This is a genomic window from Salinicola sp. LHM (genome assembly GCF_034479735.1).
Lineage (GTDB): Bacteria > Pseudomonadota > Gammaproteobacteria > Pseudomonadales > Halomonadaceae > Salinicola > Salinicola salarius.
On sequence record NZ_CP140261.1, the window covers coordinates 1,059,100 to 1,082,493 of the forward strand.

Here is a 23,394-nt window from a genome sequence, read left to right on the forward strand (position 1 = left end):
TCAGTTCACCTCCCTGAGCGTGCGTTTCTCGATGCGTTTTTCCGGTGTCGGATTATGGACGATGCGATGCACGAAGATCCCCGGCAGATGGATATCGTCGGGATCGATGGCGCCCGTCTCGACGATCTCTTCGACCTCGGCGATGCAGACCTTGCCGGCCATCGCGGCCAGCGGGTTGAAGTTGCGCGCGGTCTTGTTGAAGCGCAGATTGCCCGCCTTGTCGGCGACCTGGGCCTTGATGAGCGCCACATCGACCGGCAGGCCGCGCTCCATCACGTAGTGCTCGCCATCGAATTCGCGCACCTCCTTGCCTTCGGCGATCCTGGTGCCGTAGCCGGTCTTGGTAAAGAAGGCAGCGATGCCGGCACCGCCCGCGCGCAGGCGCTCGGCCAGCGTGCCCTGCGGGCAGAATTCGAGCTCCAGTTCGCCGGAAAGGTACTGGCGCTCGAACTCCTTGTTCTCGCCGACATAGGAAGAGAGCATCTTCCTGATCTGACGCGACTCGAGCAGCAGCCCGAGGCCGAAGCCGTCGACGCCGGCATTGTTGCTGGCGACCGTCAGATCCTTCTTGCCGGTGTCACGCAGGGCGACGATCAGCGATTCGGGGATGCCGCACAGGCCGAAGCCGCCAACGGCGAGAGTCATGCCGTCTTCGATGAGACCTTCCAGCGCTTCAGCGGCGCTGCCAAACACTTTGTCCATGAGTCCTCGTCCTGTGAAACGGAAGTCGTGCAAAAGATCGCTTCGAAGCCGCTGTGCCGCAACGTTCGCTTTGTTCAGATTGGCAATGAACGTGCGGACACGCGCTATCTCAAGCGATCGATGGAGGAAGACATTACCACCCGAGCGAGAGCGACGTGGGCAGGTTAGACGATAGTAGCAGCGCCGCCAGGAAGGCGGCGCTGGTTGTCTCGATGGTTGTCTCGATGAAAGGTGGATGGCGGCCTAGCGGGACAGGTCGTCGAGATCCTCGGTGCCCGGCAGCGAGACGAAGGCGCCGGCACGAGTGGCCGCGAAGGCACCGCAGCGACAGGCGAACGTCAGCGCCTCGGTCAGCCGGGTTTCGTCGGCCAGCCAGTCGGCGAGTGTCTCGCAGGTCACGTCGTCTCGCGCCAGGGAGGCCAGCAGGCCGCCGATGAAGGCGTCGCCGGCCGCAGTGGTATCCACTGCCTGAACGCTGGGCGGAATCGCCTGCAGTTGGCGATCGGCCTGGTGCGCGCTCACCGGCCCCGGGCCGTCGGTGATCACGATCAGTCGGGTGCCCTTGGACAGCCTGGCGCTGATCCATTCCTCGGCGCTGCGATCACCGCGCAGGATGTCGAGCTCTTCGGTGGAGAGCTTGATGACATGAGCGCGTTCGAGCAGCTGTTCGACCAGGGGCACATCGATCTTGCCCTGGGGCCACAGCATCGCGCGCAGGTTGGCATCGACGCTGATCAGACAGCCGCCGCGCCGCGCAATGCTGGCGAGATCCAGCGTGGTGCGGGCAATGGCGGCATCGGTCAGGCTGTTGCTGCAAAGATGGACCAGCGCGGGCTCGGTGAAGATGCCCGGCGGCAGGTGCTCGCGACGGTAGAGCAGATCCGCGGCGGGCGGACGGTAGAAGTCGAACTGGCGCTCGCCGTGGCTGTCGCGGGAAACGAAAGCCAGTGCCGTGCGAGCCTCGCGGGTGCGCACCACGTATTGGGTGTCGACGCCGTAGCGGGTCAGTTCGTCGATCAGGAAGTCGCCGAAACGGTCATCACCGATCATGCCGAGAAAGAGGCTGGGGACACCCTGGCGGGCGCAGGCCACGGCAGCATTGGCGGGCGCGCCGCCGGCGTAGGGCGTAAAGGTCTCGGGGCCGCTGTCGTCACCCAGACGGCTGGACAGCATGTCGACGAGGGCTTCGCCGAAGGCGATGATGGGAGTCATGGGTCAACCGGCTCTCTATGTCGAACGAAAATCGAGGTGCGGCGTGCTTGATCTCATCGAAGCTGATTTCATCGAAACTGATCTCAAACAGAATGCCGCACCGAACGTCATCACGGCACGCGGTAACTGCGGGCTTCCTCGAGCAGCGCAAACCACGTCGGGCGATCGAGTTCGAGATTACTGCTCAGCAGCAAATTGTCGATACGTCTTTCATTCAACGTTCCGATCACTGGAATCGGCTGGCCGGGAAGGCGCCGCAGCCAGGCCAGTGCCAAGCCGGCCGTGGTCGAGTTGAGCTGGTCGGCCAGTCGCGAAAGCGCCGTGCCGAGAACGTCTTCGAACACCGAGCCGCCGCCCAGCGGCGACCAGGCCATCGGTGCCAGTCCGTCGGCCAGGACGGCGTCGTAGAAACCATCGAACAGCGCGTCGGGATGGGCCAGCGAAAGCTCGAGCTGGTGAGCGCCGAGCCGGTGATGCATCGCGGCTTGCAGGCGCCGCCACTGTTCGGGCAGGAAGTTGGAAACGCCTACGGCGCCGACCTTGCCGGCAGCGATGGCGTCATCCAGTGCTCGGGCCGTGGCTTCGGCATCCATCAGTGGGTCGGGGCGGTGCAGCAGGAAATGATCGAGCCGGTCGACGCCGAGGCGGGAGAGTGAACTGTCGATGACCTGGGTAAGATAGCGCTCGGACGTGTCGTAATGCTTGACTCCGAACGGAGAGATGTCGCGATGCGGCAGGACGATATCGCCTTTGGTCACCACTCGAACCCGGGACTTGAGCGCCGGGCGATGCGACAGCGCCTCGCCGAACAACTGCTCGCACTTGTGGTTGCCGTAGATGTCGGCGTGATCGAACCAGTGCAGGCCCTGATCGACGCGCGCTTCCAGCCAGTCGGCGAGCTTCTCTGGCTCGTTGAAGTCGGGCCTTTCGTGCAGCCGCATCATGCCCAGAATGAACGGGGCATCGAAGTAGAGATCTTCGCTCACGCCGGGGTTTCCTCTCGGCTGATCGTGGTGGCGAGCAGATGCTGGCCATCCGGCACCAGCCAGACGGGATCGACCCGGGTGCAGGCCGCTTCGATGCACAGAAAGCGCTGGCCGACGGCGGCGGGGGTATCTCCCGGCAGGCCGTTGCCCGGGTGCCAGACGACGGTGGAGTCGCTGCCCTGCTTGCTGATCCGCAGACGTCGTTGGCCATCGTCGAGAACGACAGGGCGGTTCGACTGGTAGATACGGTCCAGCGCGCCACGAATGCCCAGTTCCCCCTGCTGATGATGCTCGGCAAAGTGTTCGAGCTTGTCCAGATAGCGGGCGCCGGCCAGCCCTTCGATACGGCACCGGTGCGTATCGGCGACGGCAAAATAGGTGTGCAGCGCGCCGGTCAGCTTGACCGGGGTGGTGCCGGCGTGGCGAGTCATCAGTTCGACGCTCAGGCGCTGGGCGTTGGCGTGAACCACGGCATTGGGAACGAGCTGATCGTGCAGCCGCTCTTCGGGGGAGAGGTGAATCTCGACCCCGCCGCCGGTCACGCTCTCGTCGACGGCATCGATGCGCCATTGCGCTGTGCGGGCGGGGCCATGCATCGGGCCCTTGCCGTCCGGCGACTCGTCGGCGAACCACGGCCAGCACAGCGGGATCCCGCCGCGAATGGCACCGGGCATCGGCTGCGGCGTCGGGGTGACCCAGAGCCAGCCATCCTCCGTGCCGGATGCCGGTCGGACGCCTTGCCCGGCTTCGGGGGCGAAAGGTAAAAAGTGCAGAACCTGAGCGCCCTGCAACGAAATCGCCAGCTCGCCCCAGTCGGCATTGATCAGCAGCACGCGCCGACCTTCCCATTCGGCTTCCCGCTGACCGTTCGTCGCGTCGATCAACTGCCGCAGCGTATCGGGAATCATGTCACCTCCTCGTTGTGCAGGGCTTCCGCCGCACCCAGAAGGCCGGTCCACGGCGCCGTCACCACCCAGGTGGGAATTCCCGCATTGTAGGCGCTCAGCCGGCCCTTGTCGGCAAAGGCGCGACGGAAATCGCTGCGCGGCAGCCACTCGATCAGACGTGGCGTGATACCGCCGCAGAGATAGACCCCGCCCAGCGCGCCGAGGGTCAGCGCGGCGTCGCCGGCCACGCTGCCGAGGATCTTGAGAAAGCGCATCAAGGTCTCGCGGGCAACGCGATCGCCCGCCCGGGCGGCCCCGGTAATCTCCGCCGGGGTGTTGTAGTGGGCGGTGACATTGAGCAGTGCCGCATGGGCGAGATAGAGATCGAGCAGGCCCTGGCCGCACAGCAGGCGTTCGATCGAGACCCGGCCATAACGGGCTCGGAAATGGTCGAGAAGCTGGTATTCGCGCTGATCGGTAGGGGCAAAGGTGGCGTGGCCGCCTTCGGTCGTCAGCGGAATCCAGGCGCGCCGACTGGGGACCAGTCCGGCGACGCCGAGCCCGGTTCCCGGGCCGATCACCAGGCGCGGGCGTCGAGGTTCGGCCTCGCCTTCACCGATCTTGACCAGTTCCTTGTCGTCGATGTGAGGAATGCCGAGGGCCTGGGCGGTGAAGTCGTTGATGACCTTGAAGTTCGACAGGCCGAGTTCCTCGGCGACGGCCTTCTTGGAGAACGCCCAGTCGTTGTTGGTCATCTTGACCCAGTCTTCGTGCACCGGGCAGGCGAAGGCCAGGCACGCCTCGTCGGGCGTCTCTGCGCCGACCTGTTTCAAGTAGGCCTGGATGGCCTCGACCAGCCCGCCATAGCGCGCGCAGGGGAGCGTCTCGATCGATTGCAGCTCGACGCTGCCGGGCACCACCAGCGCAAAACGTGCGTTGGTTCCGCCTATGTCGCCGATCAGGGCGGGAATCGTCATTGGTGCCCTCCGGGCAAGTCGGCGGCATCGAAACCGCCAAAGGTGGCCGCGCCTTCCTCGGCACCGCCGACCAACTGGCGGAACCCGGCGAACAGTTCGCGGCCCATTCCATGATGATAGTGGTTCAGGTCGCAGGTCGCCGGTTCGCGTTGCGCCCAGGTTTCGGCATCCACCAGGGCCTCGAGCACGCCGTTATCCGGGTCGAGCAGCACCGTGTCGCCGTCGCGCAGATAGGCGATCGGGCCGGCATCGACGGCTTCCGGAGTGATGTGGATGGCCGCCGGTACCTTACCAGAGGCGCCGGACATTCGCCCGTCGGTGACCAGCGCGACCTTGTATCCGCGATCCTGCAGCACGCCGAGAAACGGCGTCAACTGGTGCAGTTCCGGCATGCCGTTGGCGCGCGGCCCCTGGAAGCGCACGACGACGATGACGTCGCGATCCAGCTCGCCGCTCTCGAACGCGGCCTTGACCTGGCTCTGGTCGTCGAAGATCCGCACCGGCGCCTCGACCCGGCGGAACTCCGGTTTGACGGCGGAAACCTTGATCACCCCGCGTCCCAGGTTGCCGTCCAGCACAGCCAGCCCGCCGGTGGGGGAGAACGGGCGCGTTACCGGCCGCAGCACGTCTTCGTCGAGGCTCTGCCGGGTGCCTTCTCGCCAGATCAGCTTGTCGTCTTCCAGGAACGGCTCCTGGGTGTAGGCGGTCATGTCGGTGCCGAAAGCGGTGCGGACATCGGCATGCATTAGACCCGCGGACAGCAGCTCGCGGACCAGGAAGCTGACGCCGCCGGCGGCGTGGAAGTGGTTCACGTCCGCCTGGCCGTTGGGGTAGATCCGGGTCAGCCCGGGAATCACTGTCGACAGCTCGGCGAAGTCGTCCCAGGTGATGGTCAGGCCGACGGCGGCGGCCATCGCCACCAGATGCAGCGTGTGGTTGGTCGATCCACCGGAAGAGAGCAGCCCGATCATGGCGTTGACGATGGCATGGGCATCGATCTGCTTGTAGAACGGGTGATAGCTGCCGCCCTGGTCACTGTTGCGGATCACCTGCTCGGTGCTGAATCGGGTGATCGCGTCGCGCAGCGGCGTGTTCGGATTGACGAACGAGGTGCCCGGCATGTGCAGGCCCATCATCTCGAGCATCAGCTGGTTGGAGTTGGCGGTGCCGTAGAAGGTGCAGGTGCCCGGGCTGTGGTAGGAGTCCGATTCGGCTTCCAGCAGCGCATCGCGGCCAACCTTGCCTTCGGCATAGAGCTGGCGGATCCGGGACTTCTCGGCGTTGGGCAACCCGCTCGGCATCGGTCCGGCAGGAACGAACACCGCCGGCAGGTGGCCGAAGCGCGCGGCACCGATGAACAGACCCGGCACGATCTTGTCACACACGCCAAGATACAGTGCACCGTCGAACATGTTGTGCGACATCGCCACGGCCGTCGACATGGCGATCACGTCGCGAGAGAACAGCGACAGCTCCATGCCGGGCTGGCCCTGGGTCACACCGTCGCACATGGCCGGCACGCCGCCGGCGAACTGCGCGGTGCCGCCCATGCCGCGAGCGGCTTCCTTGATCAGCTCCGGGAAGTGCTCGAGCGGCTGATGAGCGGAGAGCATGTCGTTATAGGAAGAGACGATGCCGACGTTGGCGCTGTTCATCAGCTTCAGGCTGTTCTTGTCGCCGGCATTGCAGGCGGCGAAGCCATGGGCCAGGTTGCCGCAGGAGAGTTCGGCGCGGTGGACGCCGCGACGATGCTGTTGCTCCATGCGTTCTTCATAAAGGCGGCGGCGATCGGCCGATCGAGCCTCGATACGTCGGGTTACGCGGTCGACGGTAGAGTTGAGCGTCATGGGGTTGCCTCATCGAGCTGTCATGGTTATTTGGTAAACTTACCAAAAATTATGGCATTTGTTCGCGAATGAGCCTTTTGTATTAGTCTTTCGGGGTAATATTTTTTCATGCGCCGATGTTCTAGACTGGTGTTCTAGACTATTGGCAGTTTCGCGGTGATCGAGCGTCGCCGTTCGATTGCGCCACACACGACTGCGTGATCAGGCGCGACCGTGCCACATTTCCCAAACGTTCGAGTTACGTCATCAGGAGGAGAGCACCATGACATTGCGTGTCGCCATCAACGGATTCGGCCGTATCGGCCGTAACGTACTTCGTGCCATGTACGAAAACGGTTATCGCGACCGGATCGAAATCGTCGCCATCAACGATCTGGGCGACCCGGCGCTCAACGCACACCTGCTGCGTCACGACAGCGTGCACGGGCATTTCGGCTTCGAGGTCACTCACGACAGCGATACCCTGAGCGTAGACGGAGATAGCATTCGCATCCTTTCGGAGCGTGATCCGTCGCAGTTGCCCTGGAAATCGCTGAACGTCGACCTGGTGATGGAGTGCACCGGGCTGTTCACCAAGCGCGAGGCCGCAGCCAAGCACATCGATGCCGGTGCGGAACGGGTATTGATTTCCGCACCCAGCGGCGACGCAGACGCGACGATCGTGTTCGGTGTCAACGAAGGGACGCTGAAGGCGGAGCATCGGGTGGTTTCCAACGCTTCCTGCACCACCAACTGCCTGGCGCCGGTAGCCCAGGCGCTGCAGGAGAGCGTGGGTATCGAGAACGGCCTGATGACCACGGTGCATGCCTACACCAACGACCAGAACCTGTCCGACGTCTACCACAAGGATCCATATCGCGCGCGCAGTGCCACGCAGTCGATGATCCCGACCAAGACCGGTGCCGCCGCGGCGGTAGGGCTGGTGCTGCCCGAACTGAACGGCAAGCTCGACGGGCTCGCGGTGCGAGTGCCGGTCATCAACGTGTCGCTGGTGGACCTGGTCTTCACCGCCGGTCGCGAGACGAGCAAGGAAGAGATCAACGAGATCGTCGAGAAGGCAGCGGCCAAGTCGCCGGTACTGGCAGTGAACTCGCAGCCGCTGGTGTCGATCGATTTCAATCACGACCCCAATTCATCGACTTTCGATGCCAACCACACGCGTGTGAACGGTCGCCTGGTCAAGGTCATGGCCTGGTACGACAACGAGTGGGGCTTCTCAAACCGCATGCTGGATACGGCACTGGCCATGCAGGCCGCCAGCTGAGGTGAATATCGGTTTCGCTGGCTGAACGCCTGGCAAGAGTGGCTCGAAAGCGAGTCGCAAGCGACAGTCAAAGGCGATAGCCGAAAACGATGAAGCAGGATCGAGGGGTGGCAGAGCGTCTGCCGCCCCTCTTTGTCTGCCGCCCTTCCTTTTTGGTGTTTTTGGTATTTTCTCCCTCCGGTGCACCCTCACGACGTGTCCCGCTCGGCTAGAAAGCGGCAGGCCGCCGAGTCGCATACGCTCGAAGTAACGCCAGTTTTGCATTCAAGTCATCCAATCCGTTGTCGATACAACACTGTATGCTGGACAATTGCGGTGGTGGGCTTGGACTTGTCAGGCTGACCCTCTAGTGTAAGTCTGCACAGGCTCTATCTTTCCACCATGCATTGAGGTTGGCGGCGTCATGCAGGACAACATCATCAACGCACATCGCCTGATTGGCGAGACCATTCGCGATCCTGAAGAAAAGCGGCTCGGGAAGATCGTGGGTGTCGACCAGTCGCGTGCCGTGCCAGTGATCTTCGTGATCTGGCGGGAGCGGGCAGGCGTGCAGCGTTTCGAGCTGACTCGCGACGAGCTGCGCCAGCTGACGGATGCCTGCTGCCGTGCTCAGTCGAAGGGGCGCGATCATCGAGCCAGTGGGCACGATGAGGTGCGAACTTCATCTGACGAGACATCCTCTTCGCCCGCAGTCGCTCAGCGTCGTGTCGGCTTTCGCTGACGCGATCTCGTTTCACCACCCAGCCGCTTGGAAACAGCACTGCGGCTAGACGAGGCCGGAGTGCATGGATTCACGGGATGCCTTCGTGCATGACGATGGAGCTTTGGGCGCGGAAGCCCGACAGTGGTTGCAATCCTTGCCGGGTACGGTCTACGTCACCGACTCGGCCTGGTGGTTGGGCGAGCTGCGTTTCGTCGCCGATTCCATCGGCGCGCTGGGCCATCGTCCGGCCACGGACTATCTGGCCCGACCCGAGCTATGGCTGGCGCAGATCCCCGAATCCGAGCGCCGGCCGCTGCTCGAACGACTGCAGCAGGCTCTGAACGAGGGCGAGCTCTCGGTGCGGTTGTCCTATGCCATCGAAAGGCGAGACGGCTCCGAGTGTCAAGTCGACGACAGTCTCCATATTCAGCGTGACGCGGACGGCGAGGTCGTGACACTCGTCGGCTTCCTGCAGCCGCGCCCGCCTGCCGTTCCCGCGAATCCTGCCGCCCCCGCGGATGAAGCCGGCTTGTCCCGGCAATCCCTGCTCGACCACAGCGGCGACGTGATCATGGCGCTCGACGAGGATCTGGAGTGTCATTACGCGGCGGGCAACACCCAAGGCGCGCTCGGTGTCAGCGCAGCGTCGCTGCTGTCGACGTCTCTCTTCGCCCTGATGGCGCCCGAAGATGGCTCCCGGGTCAGGCGCCTGTTGATCGAAGGGGCCGCCGAGGCGAGTTCGCCCATGGTGGAGCTGCGGCTGAGGCACCGAGATGGGGGATATCGCTGGTTCGAGATCCATTTTTCGCCTTATCCGCTGCCGTTGGGGCAGACGCTGGAGCCCCCGGTCATGCCGGGCTGGGTTGCCATCGCGAGGGATATCACCCAGCGCCGCCAACAGTCGCTGCAGTGGAACGCGTACACCGCTACCGACGAACTGACCTCGGCGCTCAATCGGGTGCCTTTCATGGGCCTGATGCGACATGCGTTCGCCAGCGGAGACGTCGGCGCCAGATTCACGCTGATCGTGTTCGATGTCGACCATTTCAGTGACATCAATCGCGACTGGGGGCGCGAGGGCGGCGATCTCGTGCTCAGTTGCATCGGCGAAATGTGTCGGGCGACGTTGAGAGAGCGGTTCAGCTTCGGTCGACTGGGCGACGATTCCTTCGCGCTGCTGATGAGCGGCAAGTCGCTGCAGGAAACGGCCGCCATTGCCGATAAGCTGCGCGGACGTCTGGCCTCGACCCGGGTGGAGTTTCATGGTCATTGGCTGTCGTTCTCGGTTAGTCTTGGGGTCGCCGAACGGCGCAGTGACGAGACTGCGGAAGCCATGCTGGCGCGTGCCGAGGCGGGAATGCAGAATGCCAAGCAGCGCGGGCGGGATCGCGTTCAGCAGGCGCCATGAGCCGCTGTGCCAGTCGACGTTGCGCCAGTCGAACCTGCGCCAAGCCAGTCAAAAGAAGGAGAACGATGATGGGACGATTACTGCTGGCCTCGCTGCTCAGCCTGATGTGTCTACCGGCGTTGGCCGACGAAGTCGAGGGCCCGCACGTTCAGGGCGAGACTTTCGAATATGCCACGGGCGGCCAGACCTACCAGGGCTATCTTGCCTACAACGCCAGCGATGACGAGCCTCGCCCCGGCGTACTGCTGGTCCATGAATGGTGGGGGCTCAACGACTACATCAAGCACAAGGCCGATCAGCTGGCGGCGCTGGGCTTCGTGGCGCTGGCGGTAGACATGTATGGCGACGGCAAGGTGGCCCAGCACCCCCAGGATGCCAAGGCGTTCTCCAGCCAGGTCATGCAGGACTGGCCCTCCGCCCGGGCACGGCTGGAAGCGGCGATGGCGGCGCTGCGTGAACACCCCGCGGTGCGCGAGGATCGCATGGCAGCGATCGGCTACTGCTTCGGTGGTGGCGTGGTGATGAACATGGCATTGGCGGGCATGCCGTTGGAAGCGGCGATCAGCTTCCATGGCAGTCCGACTCAGGTCGTCACCAACCCGCAGCCGTTCGACGGCCTGGTGCGCATCTACAACGGCCAGGACGATTCGCTGGTCGACCCCGAGGCGCTCGACAGCATGGCGACGGCATTGACGGAAGATGGCGCGGACGTTCGCGTGGTGCAGTATCCCGGTGCCAAGCACGCTTTCACCAATCCGGATGCCGACAGGCTGGCCGCGGAGAACGAACTTCCGCTCGGCTACGACGCGGCGGCGGATGCTGCCTCCTGGCAGGCTGCGTTGCTGACGCTGGACAAGGCGCTGAATCAGTAGACTGAATACGAGCTACGAGCTACGAGCTACGAGCTACGAGCTACGAGCTACGAGCTACGAGCTACGAGCTACGAGCTACGAGCTACGAGCTACGAGCTACGAGCCAGACAGCAGAAAGCCACGAACGACCGCGTTCGTGGCTTTTTCGTTGGCGAGCTGCAATCTATTCGTTGGGGCGACTGAGGGCGAGCACGCGCTTGGCGAGGGCAATCATTTCCGGGTCACCGGTGTGCTTGTCGGGCACGTCGGAAAGCTTGACCACGGGCAGCCAGTGCTGGCCTTCCGGTCTCGCCTCGACCATCTTGATCACCATGTTCATCGGCTCGACGCCCACGTCATTGGTGAAGTTGGTGCCGATGCCGAACGCCATGCCGACGCGGCCTTGGCAGAACGACTGGATCCGCTCGACCTTCTCGGGTGTCAGCGCGTCGGAGAAGATGATCGTCTTGCTGCGCGGGTCGATCCCCAGTTTCTCGTAATGCGCGATGGTCGAGGCCGCGAAGTCGATGGGGTCCGCGCTGTCGTGTCTGACTCCATCGAAGAGCTTGGCGAACTTCTTGTCGAAGCTCTCGAAGAAGGCGCGGGAAGTGAACGTGTCGGTCAGGGCGATGCCAAGGTCGCCCCGATAGACATCGACCCAGTGCTCCAGCGCCAGGCTGTTGGCCATCTTGAAGCCGAAACGGGCGCCGTGAAACATGAACCATTCGTGGGCGTGGGTGCCGATGGGCTTGACGCCGTGGCGCATGGCCAGCAATACGTTGCTGCTGCCGCTGAAGGCATCGCCGCCGTGATGACGAAGCGCGCCGACCACCCGGTCATGAACGTCGAAGGAAAACCGCCGCCGGGTGCCGAATTCGGCGATCTTCAGGCCCAACCGCTGATACTGTTCGATCTTGGCTCGGGTGCGAGCCTCGACCGTTTCATCGTCATCGCGCTCGACACCACGCAGGCGATACCAGAGCTCGCTGATCAGCGCCATCAGCGGGACTTCCCACAGGATGGTGCGATACCACAGCCCCTCGATAGCGACCGAGAGTTCGCTGCCGCTCTGCTCGATGATGACCTCGGCCGGGTTGAAGCGAAAGCCGGCCAGAAAGTCCAGGTAGGTCGGGTCGAGATAGGGGCAGGTGACCTCGAGATAGCGCTTTTCCGCGTCGGTAAGCACGAGGCTGGCCATGGCATCGACTTCGCGGCGCAGGGCGTCGCCGAATCCTTCGGGAAACGCATGCTCGCCGCGATTGATGAAGGCGTAGCGGGCCTGCGCATAGGGAAAGCGCTTGATCACGGCGTTCTGCATCGTGATCTTGTAAAAGTCGTTATCGATAAGCGAAGTCAGCATGAAAACTCGTCATCAGCATGAACACAATCCGCGGCCGTTAGCGCCAGCGAGCGTTTCTTCAATGAGATCGGCTACAGGAAAGCCATGATACCGAACATTGTCGCGACGAAGCCGCCGAACAGCAAAAGTCCGGCCAGCGAAAGCAGAATCAACAGGTAGCCCAGTATCAACCCGGCGAGCGCCCAGCCATCGCCGGATTCCTGCCGCTGGCGAATCTGACGCCGGGCCAGATGACCGCAGACCACGCCGCCCAGTGCTGCTGGCGGCACGAACGTGCCTAGCACGCTAAGCGCAAAGGCTGCCAGCGCCATGATGTTGATGGGCGCTGGCGTTGGCGGGCCGGGAGGCGTCGGGACGGATGTCATCGGCTTGAAGTAGCTCTCGTCTTGGCTGTTGCCAGAGTATCGCACGCTTGCCCGCGGCTCTCGAAGTTTTCAACATAGACTGAGCGACGAGCGACGAGCGACGAGCGACGAGCGACGAGCGACGAGCGACGAGCGACGAGCGACGAGCGACGAGCGACGAGCGACGAGCGACGAGCGACGAGCGACGAGCGACGAAAGACCGGAAAAGCAACGGGGGAGATCGGATGGCATTGCGGGTCGAGAATATCGGTAGCCTCGCGGCTACCCGTGCGTCGCTCTGGAACGATGTGGTCGGTGACCGTTATCCGTTTCTGCGCCACGAATTTCTGGCGGCGCTGGAAGCCTGCGGTTGTGCCGATACCGATACCGGCTGGGAGCCGGATCACCTGATGGTCTTCGACGACGGCCGGCCGGTGGCGGTCCTGCCGCGCTACGCCAAGTATCACTCGCGTGGTGAGTACGTATTCGACTGGTCCTGGGCGGATGCCTGGGAGCGCGCCGGCGGCGATTACTATCCCAAGTCGCTGTCGGCGATTCCGTTCACGCCCGCCTCGGGGCCGCGGCTGGCCGTGGTGGACGATGTGGATCGGCGGGCGGTGATCGCGGCGCTGGCGCCGGTGATCCGCGATACCGGCCTGCAGAGCTGGCATCTGCTGTTTGCCGACAGCGGCGAGGTGGACGACTGGCAGGCAGCGTTCGATGCGCCGCTGATGGAGCGTCAGGCCGTGCAGTTTGCCTGGCGCGACGACGGATTCGGCAATTTCGACGGCTTTCTGGCGCGGATGAGCTCGCGCAAGCGCAAGGAGATCCGTCGGGAGCGTCGCAAGCTGGTGGAGCAGGGCTTCGTGTTCGAGCGGCTGACGGGGGCGCGGATCGACGACGAGGCGCTGGCGCAGTTCTATCGCTGCTACTGCATGACATACCTGGAACGGGGCCAGCGTCCCTATCTGTCGCTCGAGTTCTTCACCCGGCTGCGCGACGACCTGGGCGATACGCTGCTGCTGATCCGCGCCAGCGTGGAAGGGCGGGCCGTGGCAGCTGCGCTCTGCCTGCAGGGAAGTGACACGCTCTACGGCCGCTACTGGGGCAGCGAAGTCGAGGCGGACTTTCTGCATTTCGAAACCTGCTACTACCAGGGGATCGAGCACTGCCTGGCACAGGGCTTGTCCCGCTTCGATCCGGGAACGCAAGGGGAGCACAAGCTGACCCGAGGTTTCGCGCCGGTCATCAGCCGCTCGCTGCACTATCTCGATCATCCGGGGTTTCGGGATGCCGTCGAGGATTTCTGCCGCGAGGAGCGGGCCTACGTCCATGCCTATTTCGAGCAGTGCCGGTCTCGACTGCCGTTCAAGGAGCTGCTGCCTTGAGCGCGAGACGCCAGACGCGTGCTGCTGTCGTGCCGACGTGAGTGATATGCTGAACCCAGGTTAAATTAGGCGGCGGGTCTTGCCGCGACGAGGACAGATATTCGATGGGCTTTCTCACTGAAGCGGCTGTGCTGCTGGGCGCAGCCATCCTTGCGGTTCCCCTGTTTCAGCGTCTGGGTCTGGGGTCGATCCTGGGCTACCTCTGCATCGGTCTGCTCGCGGGCCCGTCGATCAGCGGCTTCATCTCCGAGCCCGAATCGGTGCTGCATTTCTCCGAGTTCGGTGTGGTCATGCTGTTGTTCATCATCGGTCTGGAGCTGGAGCCGCGTCGTCTTTGGTCGATGCGCAAGCGTCTACTGGGTCTGGGAACGCTGCAGATGGCGGGCTGCGCAGCGCTTTTGATGCCGGTCGGGCTCCTGCTGGATCTGCCGCCAAGTATCGCCATCTTCCTCGGGCTCACGCTGGCGCTGTCATCGACCGCCTTTGCGCTGCAGGTGCTCAACGAACGCCGTCAACTGGCGACGCCGCACGGTCAGAGCGCGTTCTCCATTCTGCTGTTTCAGGATCTGGCGGTGATACCGCTGCTGGCGCTGCTGCCGTTTCTGGCCGGGCGTGCCGACGCCGCGCCCGGCGACGGCTGGCTCATCGCTCGCAGCATTGGCGTGGTGATCGCCGCCATCGCCTTTGGTCGCCTGGTATTCCCCCGCGTGCTGGCGCTGATCGCGCGTAGCGACGTGCACGAGATATTCACCGCCGCGGCGCTGTTCCTGGTGCTGGCCATGGCGCTGGTCATGGAGTGGGCGGGGCTGTCGATGGCGCTGGGCGCCTTCCTGGGGGGTGTCATGCTGGCGGACACCCCGTACCGGCACGAGCTGGAAGCCAATATCGAGCCGTTCAAGGGGCTTCTGCTGGGGCTCTTCTTCATTGCCGTCGGCATGTCGGTCAATCTCGTTCTCGTGCTGGACAACGTCTGGCTGGTGCTGGGTCTGGCCATTGCCATGATGCTGGCCAAGTCCGTGGTACTGGTGATCGTCGGCCTGTTGGCGCGATTGCCCCGCCCGGAGATCCCTCGTCTGGCGACGATCATCTCCCAGGGCGGCGAGTTCGACTTCGTGCTGTTGACGGCGGCGGTGGCTGCCGGCGTCATCGATCAGCGCATCGCCAGCCTGTGTATCGCGGCGGTCACGCTGAGCATGGCGGCCACGCCGTTTTTGTATCAACTGGGGGAGAAAGCGGGCGACCGTCTCAAGGAGAGCCGGCCGTTCGATACCGACTTCGGCGACGATACTCCGCCGGTGATCATTGCCGGCCTTGGCCGCTTCGGGCAGATGGTCGGGCGTATGCTGAAAATGCAGGGGATCAATTTCACGGCGCTGGACCCCAATATCGCTCAAGTCGAGTTCATTCGCCGTTTCGGTTCGCGCATCTTCTATGCCGATGCGACCCGGCTCGATCTGCTGCGCGCGGCGGGCATCGACAAGGCGCGCCTGCTCGTGATCGCGGTGGATGGCGAGAACACCGCGCTGACCATCGCGAGGCTGGCAAAGACGCATTTTCCGCATCTCACCGTCTATGCGCGGGCGCGCAATCGCCATCACGCTTGGCAGTTGATGGAGATCGGCGTCGATGGCGTGGTCCGTGAAACGTTCGCCTCGAGCATGGAGATGAGCGTCGAGGTCCTCAAGGGATTGGGGTATCCCAGCGCCAACGCCATCAATGCGGTGCGCACCTTCCGCGATTTCGACAACCAGTTGCTCAAGGATACCTATGCGCATCGCAACGATACCGAGCAATTGATGGCGACCGAGAAGGCGGCCATGGCCGAGTTGCAATCCCTGTTCCAGCAGGAGCTCAACCGGGGGCGAACCGGCAGACGCGAAGAGGATACCGATACCGGCGATCGTGAGGAGATGCGCGATGACGCAGACACCGTTGCAGAGACTGAAACGCCGGCTCGCGGCGCTTGAGCTGTCGGCCGATACCAGGCTGGAACTCGACGCCGGCATGACGCCGCTTTCCGGCGGTGACAGCGGCGCCGGGCTGTGGCGAATCGAGGGGGCGAGGCCCTGCATCGTCAAGCAGGATTCGGCGGCGCGCGTCGCCGGAGAGGCCGATGGACTGCGGGCGCTGGCCAGCGTTTGTCGTCTGCTCGTTGTACCGACGGTCATTGCCGAGGATGACGACCTGCTGGTGATGGAAGCCCTGGATGCCACGGGGCGACGCGACGGCGCAGCGTTGGGTGAAGGGCTGCGCCAGATGCACCGCGATTCTCGAGATTCGGAGGCCGGACACGGCTGGCCGCGGGACAATGCCTGCGGCGCGACGCCTCAGCCCAACGCACCGCTGGCGGACGGCCGTGTCTTCCAGCGCGAGCGGCGCCTGCTGCCGCTAACGAGGCTGTGTCGCGAGCAGGGGTTGCTGGATGCCGGTCTCGCCGAGCGTATCGAACGTGTCGCCGAGTCGCTCGAAAGCTGGCTGCCCGATACGCCGCCCTGCCTGGTGCACGGCGATCTATGGTCGGGCAACGTGCTGTTCACGCCCGCCGGACCGGCCATCATCGATCCGGCGGTCTACCGGCATTATCCCGAGGTGGATATCGCCATGCTGACGCTGTTCGGCGGGCCGGGCGATGCCTTCTTCGAAGCCTACTGGGATGGCGATCGTCCCGCCGACTGGGAGCGGCGCGAGGCGCTGTTTCAGCTCTACCCGCTGCTCAACCATCTCTCTCTGTTTGGCCGGGGCTATCTCGGTGGCGTCTCGCGCGCGGTGGATCGCATACTGGCCGGATAGAAGCGGATTCTGCTCAGGTTCGGCTCGCTGTGCGAATCTCCGAAGGCGCAATCGCTTCACCGATGACATGGTGGCCACGTGTATTGAGCGTGACTGCATAGAGCGACGTGGTAGCGCAGATATAGAGCCGGTTGCGACTGACGCCACCAAAGCAGACGTTGGCTACGGTTTCCGGAATCAGAATGCGACCAAGGCGTTTGCCATCCGGCGCGTAGCAGTGGACACCGTCCCCGGCGCTCGTCCAGAGGTTGCCGGCGACATCCAGGCGAAAGCCATCGAACAGCCCGCAGTCCGAGACCGCGAAAATCTCGCCGCCGACGAGGCGGTGACTCTCCTCGACCCGAAAGCGACGAATATGCCGGGGGCCATCGGCTCGGTGGGTCGCACCGGTATCCGACACGTAGAGCCAGGCTTCGTCGGGGGAGAACGCCAGGCCGTTGGGCTTTTCGAAATCCTCGGCAACGCGATGCAGTTGGCCATCGACGGTCAGGCAATAGACGTGGCAACCCATCTCGGAAGTTCTCAGCCCCCCTTCGTAATCGCTGTCGATGCCGTAGCTGGGATCGGTGAACCAGATCGAGCCGTCCGACCTGACGGTGACATCGTTGGGGGAATTGAGTCGGCTGCCCTCGTAGGTATCGGCCAGCGTAATGATACGGCCGTTGTGTTCGGTACGGGTGACGCTACGGCTACCGTGCTCGCAGGTAACGAGGCGGCCTTCCCGGTCCAGTGTCTGGCCGTTGCTGAAAGCGGAAGATTGACGAAAGATGGAAACATGACCGTCATTCTCGTCGTAGCGCATGATGCGGTCGTTGGGGATGTCCGACCACAGCAGATAGCGCCCGGCAGCGAAATAGGCCGGCCCCTCGCACCAGCGGCCTCCTCGCCAGAGAGAGTCGAGCTGGCCGTTGGGCAGCACCAGGGAAGAGAAACGTTCGTCCTCGATAACGAGCCAGTCGGGGTGGGGCATGATAGGCATTCTTCTCTTGGTCTTGGGAAAAGCTCTTATCTTGGGAAAGCTCTTGTCTTGGAAAAGTTCTTATCTTGAAAAAAGCTCTTGTCTTGAAAAGCTTCGATCTCGAAAAACGTCCAGTGTCGAGTGTCAAGCCAATCGTGTCTTTGCGACGATAGGAGGAGACCGGACGCCGATCATGGCATGTGGGTCCGGCCTGGCCGTGTCATTTCGTTCGTGCGGCAGGCTTGCCGGGTGAAGACGACGTCACCGAGGGAAGAGAAATGCGTTCGAAGAAGGTGTCGAGCATGCGCGGGCCGACATCGCCGATATCATAGCGCTCAGGGTCACGCAGCCAGTCATGCAGGAGGCCCAAAATCATCGACATCAGCATGCGAGAGGCAATTTCCGGTTCGACGTTATCGATCAGGGTTCCCGTATCACGCGCTTCTTCGAAGCGTTCGACCATCGTTTCATAGCAGTCGCACGCCAGTTGATCCTGCAGCGCGAGAATATCGACATCGCTGGCGGACTCGCTGCAGTGCAGCAAAATGGTGTGCACGCGGCGCGAGCGCGGACCCTGTAGTCGCTCGATAGCATGAAGCGTGGCAAGGCGCAGGCTTTCCAGCGGCGCGTTGGGCTGGTCGGGATCCTCGACATCATCGAGTAACTGGCGCAGTGGCATCTTGACGCGATCGAGCATGGCGTGGAACAGATCGGACTTGTTCTTGAAATGCCAATAGACCGCGCCGCGCGTCATGCCGGCTTGCCGGGCTATCTGCTCGAGCGAGGTTCGTGACACGCCGCGTTTGAGAAAAATGACCTCGGCAGCGTCCAGTAACGCCTCGCGGGTTGCCTCGGCTTCGGCCTTGGTGCGTTTGGGCATGATGGTGTCGTCGAAAGGTGAGTGGGGGCGTGACATCGGACCGGCGTTTCTTATGTTGTGATTAAAACTGCCGCGACAAGAGCATAACCAATTTTCTGCAAGTTTACATTCATGTATGTATGCCTGTAAGCTCGCTGGATTACCCTAGGCATCCTTTCTTCCAGGACGGAGACTCATGCGCCCTAATCTCATGAATTGCACCCTCGGCTTCGGTGGGGCGTTGTTGCTGTCATTGGCCTTGGCCGGCTGTGGCGGCGATGATCAGCAAAGTGCTCAGCAAGGTGGAAACCAGCAGCAGAAGCCGCCCACCAAGGCCGAGGTCATGGAGGTCGAGGCGCATGATGTCTCGCTTTCCAAGGAATACCCGGCCCAGATTCGCAGTAATCGTGAAGTGACCGTGATGGGTCGTGTCGAAGGCATCCTCGAGGCGCGTCACTACCGCGAGGGCAGCATGGTCGAGAAGGGCGACGAGCTCTTCACCATCGAGCAGGCGCCTTATGAAGCGACCGTCAAGCAGCGCCAGGCGGACGTGCAGAGCGCCAAGGCGGAAGTCTATCGTGCCCAGCGTGATGCCGAACGCTATCAGCGCCTGTACAACCAGAACTCCATCAGTCAGCAGCAGCGTGATCAGGCCCAGGCCGATCTGCGCACGGCTCAGGCGGCCCAGGCTCAGGCTCAGGCAGCGCTGGACAGTGCCCAGATCGATCTCAGCTATACCGAGGTCAATGCGCCGGTCAGCGGCATGATCAGCCTCAGCGAGATCAACGTCGGCAATCTGGTACAGCCGCCTCAGGAGCTGGCGACCATTACGCCGCTGGATCCGATCGAGGTACGCTTTTCGCTGCCAGCCGATGACGCCTTTGCGCTGCGTCAGCAACGCCAGCAGGGGGATGCCGATCAGGCCAACGTGGCCGTGCTGACCGCGCCCGGTACGGAAAGCGCTTCCCGTGATGCGCTTCAGCTCCGGGGCCGGCTGGACTTTCTGGGTTCGCGAGTGGATGAATCCACCAGCACGGTACAGGCCGAAGCCGTATTTCAGAACGACGATCAAATCTTCCTGCCGGGCCAGTTCGTGCGCGTGACGCTGCCCAACATGATGCGTTACGACGTCTACGCCGTGCCGTCGATCGCCGTGACCGAAGGGCTCAAGGGGCCGCAGGTTTTCGTGCTCGACGACGAAGGCAAGACCGAGACGCGATTCGTGTCGCTGGGCGAGATCGCCGGCGACTGGCAGATCATCACCGAGGGGCTGAACCCCGGAGACCGGGTCGTCGTGTCGGCAATCGGCAGCATCTCCGCCGGCGATCAGATCGATGCACAGCCGTTCAGCGGCAAGGTGCCCAAGCCGCAGAACAACGCCGGTGAGAATCCCTCCCAGGAGCCCGACGCAAAAGGTGGTGAAGGCGTCGCGGGCGCCCAGCGTGATGCGCAAGAGGCGAACGGCGGACAGAACGGAGCCAACTGATGAATTTTTCCAGCGTTTTCATCAGGCGGCCGATATTCGCCACCGTCGTCTCGGTCATCATTACGCTGATCGGCTTGATGGCGATGCGCACCTTGCCGATCGAACAGTATCCGCCGGTGGTACCGCCGACGATCAGCGTGTCGGCCACCTATCCCGGCGCCAGCGCGCAGACCGTTTCCGACACGGTGGCCTCCGTCATCGCCCAGGAGATCAACGGCACCGAGGACATGATCTACCTGACCTCGTCGAGTTCCGACAGCGGTCAGATGTCGATGAGTGTCTATTTCAACATCGGCACCGACCCTCAGACGGCGACGATCAACGTCAACAACCGGGTCCAGAGGGCGCTGTCGCAGTTGCCGAGCGAAGTGCAATCACAGGGCGTTACCGTTGAACAACGCTCCTCGAGCATCCTGCTGTTTGTTGGACTCACCTCGGACTCGGACGCCTACGACTCGCTCTACCTGACCAACTACGCCAACATCAACGTCACCGACGAGCTGTCACGGCTTCCCGGCGTAGGGCAGGCGGAGGTATTGGGGAGTCAGGAATTCGCCATGCGCGTCTGGCTCAATCCGGACAAGCTGGCGCAGTACGATCTGACGCCGGCCGAGGTTTCTTCGGCCATACAGGCTCAGAACGCTGTCGTCGCGGGCGGCAAGCTCGGCGCCGAGCCGCAGGCCAATCCGACGCCCTACACCTACACCATCACCACTCAAGGTCGTTACGAAAACGTCGACCAGTTCCGCGAAATCGTGCTGCGGACGAATCCGGATGGCTCCTCGCTGCGGCTGAGCGACGTGGCGCGGATCGAACTGGGCAAGAACAGTTACGGCATCCAGGCCTACGTCAACAACAAGCCGATTGCGCCGATCGCCATCTATCTGCAGCCGGGTGCCAACGCGCTGGACGTGGCCAAGGAAGTCAAGACCTCGATGGCGGATCTCAAGACGCGCTTCCCGCCGGGGTTGGATTACGATATCCCCTACGACACCACGCTGTTCATCGACGCTTCCATCGAATCGGTGGAGCGCACCTTCATCGAGGCGCTGCTTCTCGTTGCGGTGATCGTGTTCCTGTTCCTGCAGAGCTGGCGCTCGACGCTGGTGGCGATGTCGGTGGTGCCGATTTCGGTGGTGGGCACGTTTGCCGGCATGTATCTGCTCGATTTCTCGATCAACCTGCTCTCGCTATTCGGCATGATATTGGCGATCGGTATCGTGGTGGATGATGCGATCGTGGTCATCGAGAACGTCGAACGCATCATGGAAGAGGACGAGGAGGCGACGCCGCTCAGTGCCGCGCTCGAGGCAATGAAAGAGGTCTCTGGCGCTGTCATCGCGACGGCGTTCATCATGTCGGCGGTGTTCGTGCCGGTAGGCTTCATGAGCGGTCTGACGGGTCAGATGTACCAGCAGTTCGCGATCACCATTGCGATCTCGGTGGCGATCTCGGCGATCGTGGCTCTGTCGTTCACGCCGGCCATGAGCGCGATCTTCCTCAAGCATCAGGATCGCATGAAGCAGTCCGGGTTCGTGCGTGCCATCCGCAAGCCGTTCGACTGGTTCAACAAGATATTCGACAAGATCACCGATTTCTTCATGGCGATCACCAACTTCATCATCCATCAGTTGTGGCTGGTGGTGGTGGGCCTGGCGGTTGCCGGCGTCGCTTCCTGGATGATCTTTGCCCAGTTGCCGGCGGCGCTGCTGCCTTCCGAGGACCAGGGGGTCGCCCTGGCCGCCGTCAACTTGCCGGCAGGGTCGTCGGTGGCGCGTACGGATGCCTACGTGCAGGAGCTTAGCCAGCGGCTTCGTGATGAGGTGCCGGGGATCAATTACGTTACCGGCATTCCGGGCTTCGATATTCTGTCGAGTTCGCCGAATACCGCCAAGGGTACGGTCTTCATTACCATGAAGCCGTGGCAAGAGCGCGATATCACCGTCGATCAGTTGACCCAGAAGATCATGCAGATCGGCGGCCAGATTCCGGGAGGCAAGACGGTTGCCTTCAACCTGCCGCCGATTCAGGGGCTGTCGCCGACCGGCGGATTCACTGGTTTTCTTCAGTCCTACGGCGGCGATACCTCGCAGCAGTTGGCGGAGGCGGCCGGCAAGGTCATGCAGGCAGCGGCCGAACGGCCGGAACTTGCAGGTGTCTTCTCGTCACTCGATACCAACGTGCCATCCTACCGGGCGGACGTCGATACCGAGAAGGCGCGTAGTCTGGGTGTCGATATCGCTGACCTGAACACCACCATGGCGAGTACGTTCGGTAGTTCTTTCGTCAACTATTTCACGAGTTCGGGACGTAACTTCCAGGTCTATCTGCAGTCCGAGGATGATTTCCGTCGCAACCCGGATGATTTGAACAAGGTCTACGTGCGCGGTGGCGACGGTCAACGCATTCCACTATCCGAGCTGGTGACGCTCACCCGCGACAAGGCGCCAACGGTGCTGCAGCGCTACAACACCTATTCGGCGGCTCAGTTCTCCGGTGGTCCGGCGCCTGGCTACAGCTCCGGGCAAGCGGTACAGGCGATGCAGGAAGTCGTCTCCAGTACGCTGGGCTCCGATTACGGAATGGGTTGGAGCGGCGAGGCCTATCAGCAGGTCAATGTGGGCACCGCGGCAACGTTGGCGTTGTCGTTTGGCGTGGTCATGATGTTCCTGATCCTGGCAGCGCAGTACGAGAGCTGGACTTTGCCCTTGGCGGTGGTGTCGGCGGTGCCGTTCGCCTTCGTCGGTGCCATCCTGGCGGTCTACCTGGCTGGCTTGAGCACCAGTGTCTACCTGCAGGTGGGCTTGCTGGTAGTCGTCGGATTGGCGGCAAAGAACGCCATCCTGATCGTCGAGTTCGCCGAACAGCAGCGCAAGCACGCGGGGCTATCTGTAGTCGATGCGGCCAAGGTGGCGGCACGCCAGCGCTTCCGTCCGATCGTGATGACGTCACTGGCATTCATCGGCGGGACCCTGCCGCTGGCATTGGCATCCGGTGCCAGTGCGGCAAGCCGTAACCAGATCGGTACGCCGGTGGTCGGTGGGATGATCTCCATCACGCTGCTGGCGACGATTTTCGTGCCGGCAACCTATGTGTTGATCATGAAAGTCACCCATGGGTTACAGGCGAAATTTGGCAATGGCGAACGGCGTCACGACGGTCAACCGGAGGCGCGCAACAGTCGATAATCGACTGCGTCAAAATGACCAATAATTCGGTCCTTTGAAGGCAACCCCCCTTGGGGGTTGCCTTTTTTGTTGGCTGCCCTTCATCGGCTGCGGTGAGGCCTCAAAACAGGCTTTGACGCTTTCCGGCCGGTGGCATATATCTTTAATCAGGCTGAAGGGGCGGTGACGAGGGAGTCAATACCGT

At 62.8% G+C, this 23,394-nt stretch carries 19 protein-coding genes; 9 read left to right on the forward strand and 10 right to left on the reverse strand.

Annotation, left to right across the window (positions count from 1 at the left end):
- From R5R73_RS05130 to edd, 6 genes are all read right to left on the reverse strand, one after another.
- A complete protein-coding gene (locus R5R73_RS05130; protein ID WP_322529019.1) occupies nt 1-702 on the reverse strand; it encodes a CoA transferase subunit A in 702 nt (233 codons plus the stop codon).
- A 243-nt stretch (nt 703-945) separates the two neighbouring features.
- Nucleotides 946-1,914 carry a carbohydrate kinase gene (locus R5R73_RS05135; protein ID WP_322529020.1) on the reverse strand — a complete coding sequence of 323 codons (969 nt, stop codon included), beginning with the start codon at nt 1,912-1,914 and terminating at the stop codon, nt 946-948.
- Between the two features lie 110 nt (nt 1,915-2,024).
- The gene (locus R5R73_RS05140; protein ID WP_276232358.1) at nt 2,025-2,900 is read right to left on the reverse strand and encodes an aldo/keto reductase; all 876 of its coding nucleotides are present in this window, start codon (nt 2,898-2,900) and stop codon (nt 2,025-2,027) included.
- The gene (locus R5R73_RS05145) at nt 2,897-3,808 is read right to left on the reverse strand and encodes a D-hexose-6-phosphate mutarotase (RefSeq protein ID WP_276232357.1); all 912 of its coding nucleotides are present in this window, start codon (nt 3,806-3,808) and stop codon (nt 2,897-2,899) included. The genes R5R73_RS05140 and R5R73_RS05145 overlap by 4 nt, the downstream gene beginning before the upstream one ends.
- The gene (gene glk / locus R5R73_RS05150) at nt 3,805-4,764 is read right to left on the reverse strand and encodes a glucokinase (protein WP_322529021.1); all 960 of its coding nucleotides are present in this window, start codon (nt 4,762-4,764) and stop codon (nt 3,805-3,807) included. The genes R5R73_RS05145 and glk overlap by 4 nt, the downstream gene beginning before the upstream one ends.
- On the reverse strand, nt 4,761-6,611 hold the full coding sequence (gene edd, locus R5R73_RS05155; RefSeq protein ID WP_110631697.1) for a phosphogluconate dehydratase: 1,851 nt from the start codon (nt 6,609-6,611) through the stop codon (nt 4,761-4,763). The genes glk and edd overlap by 4 nt, the downstream gene beginning before the upstream one ends.
- 262 nt (nt 6,612-6,873) lie before the next feature.
- On the opposite strand from edd, the gene gap reads away from it, so the two are divergent.
- The 4 genes from gap to R5R73_RS05175 all read left to right on the forward strand — a co-directional run bounded on the left by gap (nt 6,874) and on the right by R5R73_RS05175 (nt 10,858).
- On the forward strand, nt 6,874-7,875 hold the full coding sequence (gap, locus tag R5R73_RS05160; protein WP_322529022.1) for a type I glyceraldehyde-3-phosphate dehydrogenase: 1,002 nt from the start codon (nt 6,874-6,876) through the stop codon (nt 7,873-7,875).
- Between the two features lie 403 nt (nt 7,876-8,278).
- The gene (locus R5R73_RS05165) at nt 8,279-8,596 is read left to right on the forward strand and encodes a hypothetical protein (protein ID WP_110631691.1); all 318 of its coding nucleotides are present in this window, start codon (nt 8,279-8,281) and stop codon (nt 8,594-8,596) included.
- Between the two features lie 64 nt (nt 8,597-8,660).
- A complete protein-coding gene (locus R5R73_RS05170) occupies nt 8,661-9,986 on the forward strand; it encodes a diguanylate cyclase (protein ID WP_322529023.1) in 1,326 nt (441 codons plus the stop codon).
- 65 nt (nt 9,987-10,051) lie between these two features.
- Entirely contained in the window at nt 10,052-10,858 is an 807-nt protein-coding gene (locus tag R5R73_RS05175; RefSeq protein WP_322529024.1) for a dienelactone hydrolase family protein, read from the forward strand.
- Nucleotides 10,859-11,021: 163 nt separating this feature from the next.
- Here R5R73_RS05175 and pncB read toward each other — a convergent pair whose 3' ends face one another.
- Together pncB and R5R73_RS05185 are read right to left on the reverse strand one after the other, a co-directional pair.
- Complete coding sequence (gene pncB / locus R5R73_RS05180) at nt 11,022-12,197, reverse strand: nicotinate phosphoribosyltransferase (RefSeq protein WP_322529025.1); 1,176 nt, start codon at nt 12,195-12,197, stop codon at nt 11,022-11,024.
- Nucleotides 12,198-12,268: 71 nt separating this feature from the next.
- The gene (locus tag R5R73_RS05185) at nt 12,269-12,562 is read right to left on the reverse strand and encodes a DUF4190 domain-containing protein (protein ID WP_322529026.1); all 294 of its coding nucleotides are present in this window, start codon (nt 12,560-12,562) and stop codon (nt 12,269-12,271) included.
- 224 nt (nt 12,563-12,786) lie between these two features.
- Here R5R73_RS05185 and R5R73_RS05190 point away from each other — a divergent pair, with 224 nt between their 5' ends.
- The 3 genes from R5R73_RS05190 to R5R73_RS05200 all read left to right on the forward strand — a co-directional run bounded on the left by R5R73_RS05190 (nt 12,787) and on the right by R5R73_RS05200 (nt 16,719).
- The gene (locus R5R73_RS05190) at nt 12,787-13,929 is read left to right on the forward strand and encodes a GNAT family N-acetyltransferase (RefSeq protein ID WP_322529027.1); all 1,143 of its coding nucleotides are present in this window, start codon (nt 12,787-12,789) and stop codon (nt 13,927-13,929) included.
- A gap of 104 nt (nt 13,930-14,033) precedes the next feature.
- Nucleotides 14,034-15,896: a monovalent cation:proton antiporter-2 (CPA2) family protein gene (locus tag R5R73_RS05195; RefSeq protein WP_322529028.1), complete on the forward strand. Its 1,863-nt coding sequence runs from the start codon at nt 14,034-14,036 to the stop codon at nt 15,894-15,896.
- A gap of 37 nt (nt 15,897-15,933) precedes the next feature.
- A complete protein-coding gene (locus R5R73_RS05200) occupies nt 15,934-16,719 on the forward strand; it encodes a fructosamine kinase family protein (RefSeq protein ID WP_276232378.1) in 786 nt (261 codons plus the stop codon).
- A 13-nt stretch (nt 16,720-16,732) separates the two neighbouring features.
- Here R5R73_RS05200 and R5R73_RS05205 read toward each other — a convergent pair whose 3' ends face one another.
- Together R5R73_RS05205 and R5R73_RS05210 are read right to left on the reverse strand one after the other, a co-directional pair.
- Nucleotides 16,733-17,689: an SMP-30/gluconolactonase/LRE family protein gene (locus R5R73_RS05205; RefSeq protein ID WP_322529029.1), complete on the reverse strand. Its 957-nt coding sequence runs from the start codon at nt 17,687-17,689 to the stop codon at nt 16,733-16,735.
- Nucleotides 17,690-17,897: 208 nt separating this feature from the next.
- The gene (locus tag R5R73_RS05210) at nt 17,898-18,557 is read right to left on the reverse strand and encodes a TetR family transcriptional regulator (protein WP_276232350.1); all 660 of its coding nucleotides are present in this window, start codon (nt 18,555-18,557) and stop codon (nt 17,898-17,900) included.
- Between the two features lie 175 nt (nt 18,558-18,732).
- Here R5R73_RS05210 and R5R73_RS05215 point away from each other — a divergent pair, with 175 nt between their 5' ends.
- Nucleotides 18,733-20,022 (forward strand): efflux RND transporter periplasmic adaptor subunit, encoded by a 1,290-nt coding sequence (locus tag R5R73_RS05215; protein WP_244179807.1) that lies wholly within the window; start codon nt 18,733-18,735, stop codon nt 20,020-20,022.
- Nucleotides 20,022-23,210: a multidrug efflux RND transporter permease subunit gene (locus tag R5R73_RS05220; RefSeq protein WP_322529030.1), complete on the forward strand. Its 3,189-nt coding sequence runs from the start codon at nt 20,022-20,024 to the stop codon at nt 23,208-23,210. Before R5R73_RS05215 ends, R5R73_RS05220 begins: the two co-directional genes overlap by 1 nt.
- Nucleotides 23,211-23,394 lie beyond the last annotated feature (184 nt).

Coding starts and splice junctions, on each gene's coding strand:
- gap (WP_322529022.1), top strand. CDS start 6,874: ATGACATTGCGTGTCGCCATCAACGGATTCGGCCGTATCGGCCGTAAC.
- R5R73_RS05165 (WP_110631691.1), top strand. CDS start 8,279: ATGCAGGACAACATCATCAACGCACATCGCCTGATTGGCGAGACCATT.
- R5R73_RS05210 (WP_276232350.1), bottom strand. CDS start 18,557: ATGCCCAAACGCACCAAGGCCGAAGCCGAGGCAACCCGCGAGGCGTTA.
- R5R73_RS05130 (WP_322529019.1), bottom strand. CDS start 702: ATGGACAAAGTGTTTGGCAGCGCCGCTGAAGCGCTGGAAGGTCTCATC.
- R5R73_RS05220 (WP_322529030.1), top strand. CDS start 20,022: ATGAATTTTTCCAGCGTTTTCATCAGGCGGCCGATATTCGCCACCGTC.
- R5R73_RS05135 (WP_322529020.1), bottom strand. CDS start 1,914: ATGACTCCCATCATCGCCTTCGGCGAAGCCCTCGTCGACATGCTGTCC.
- R5R73_RS05190 (WP_322529027.1), top strand. CDS start 12,787: ATGGCATTGCGGGTCGAGAATATCGGTAGCCTCGCGGCTACCCGTGCG.
- R5R73_RS05145 (WP_276232357.1), bottom strand. CDS start 3,808: ATGATTCCCGATACGCTGCGGCAGTTGATCGACGCGACGAACGGTCAG.
- glk (WP_322529021.1), bottom strand. CDS start 4,764: ATGACGATTCCCGCCCTGATCGGCGACATAGGCGGAACCAACGCACGT.
- pncB (WP_322529025.1), bottom strand. CDS start 12,197: ATGCTGACTTCGCTTATCGATAACGACTTTTACAAGATCACGATGCAG.
- edd (WP_110631697.1), bottom strand. CDS start 6,611: ATGACGCTCAACTCTACCGTCGACCGCGTAACCCGACGTATCGAGGCT.
- R5R73_RS05215 (WP_244179807.1), top strand. CDS start 18,733: ATGCGCCCTAATCTCATGAATTGCACCCTCGGCTTCGGTGGGGCGTTG.
- R5R73_RS05195 (WP_322529028.1), top strand. CDS start 14,034: ATGGGCTTTCTCACTGAAGCGGCTGTGCTGCTGGGCGCAGCCATCCTT.
- R5R73_RS05205 (WP_322529029.1), bottom strand. CDS start 17,689: ATGCCCCACCCCGACTGGCTCGTTATCGAGGACGAACGTTTCTCTTCC.
- R5R73_RS05200 (WP_276232378.1), top strand. CDS start 15,934: ATGACGCCGCTTTCCGGCGGTGACAGCGGCGCCGGGCTGTGGCGAATC.
- R5R73_RS05185 (WP_322529026.1), bottom strand. CDS start 12,562: ATGACATCCGTCCCGACGCCTCCCGGCCCGCCAACGCCAGCGCCCATC.
- R5R73_RS05175 (WP_322529024.1), top strand. CDS start 10,052: ATGATGGGACGATTACTGCTGGCCTCGCTGCTCAGCCTGATGTGTCTA.
- R5R73_RS05170 (WP_322529023.1), top strand. CDS start 8,661: ATGGATTCACGGGATGCCTTCGTGCATGACGATGGAGCTTTGGGCGCG.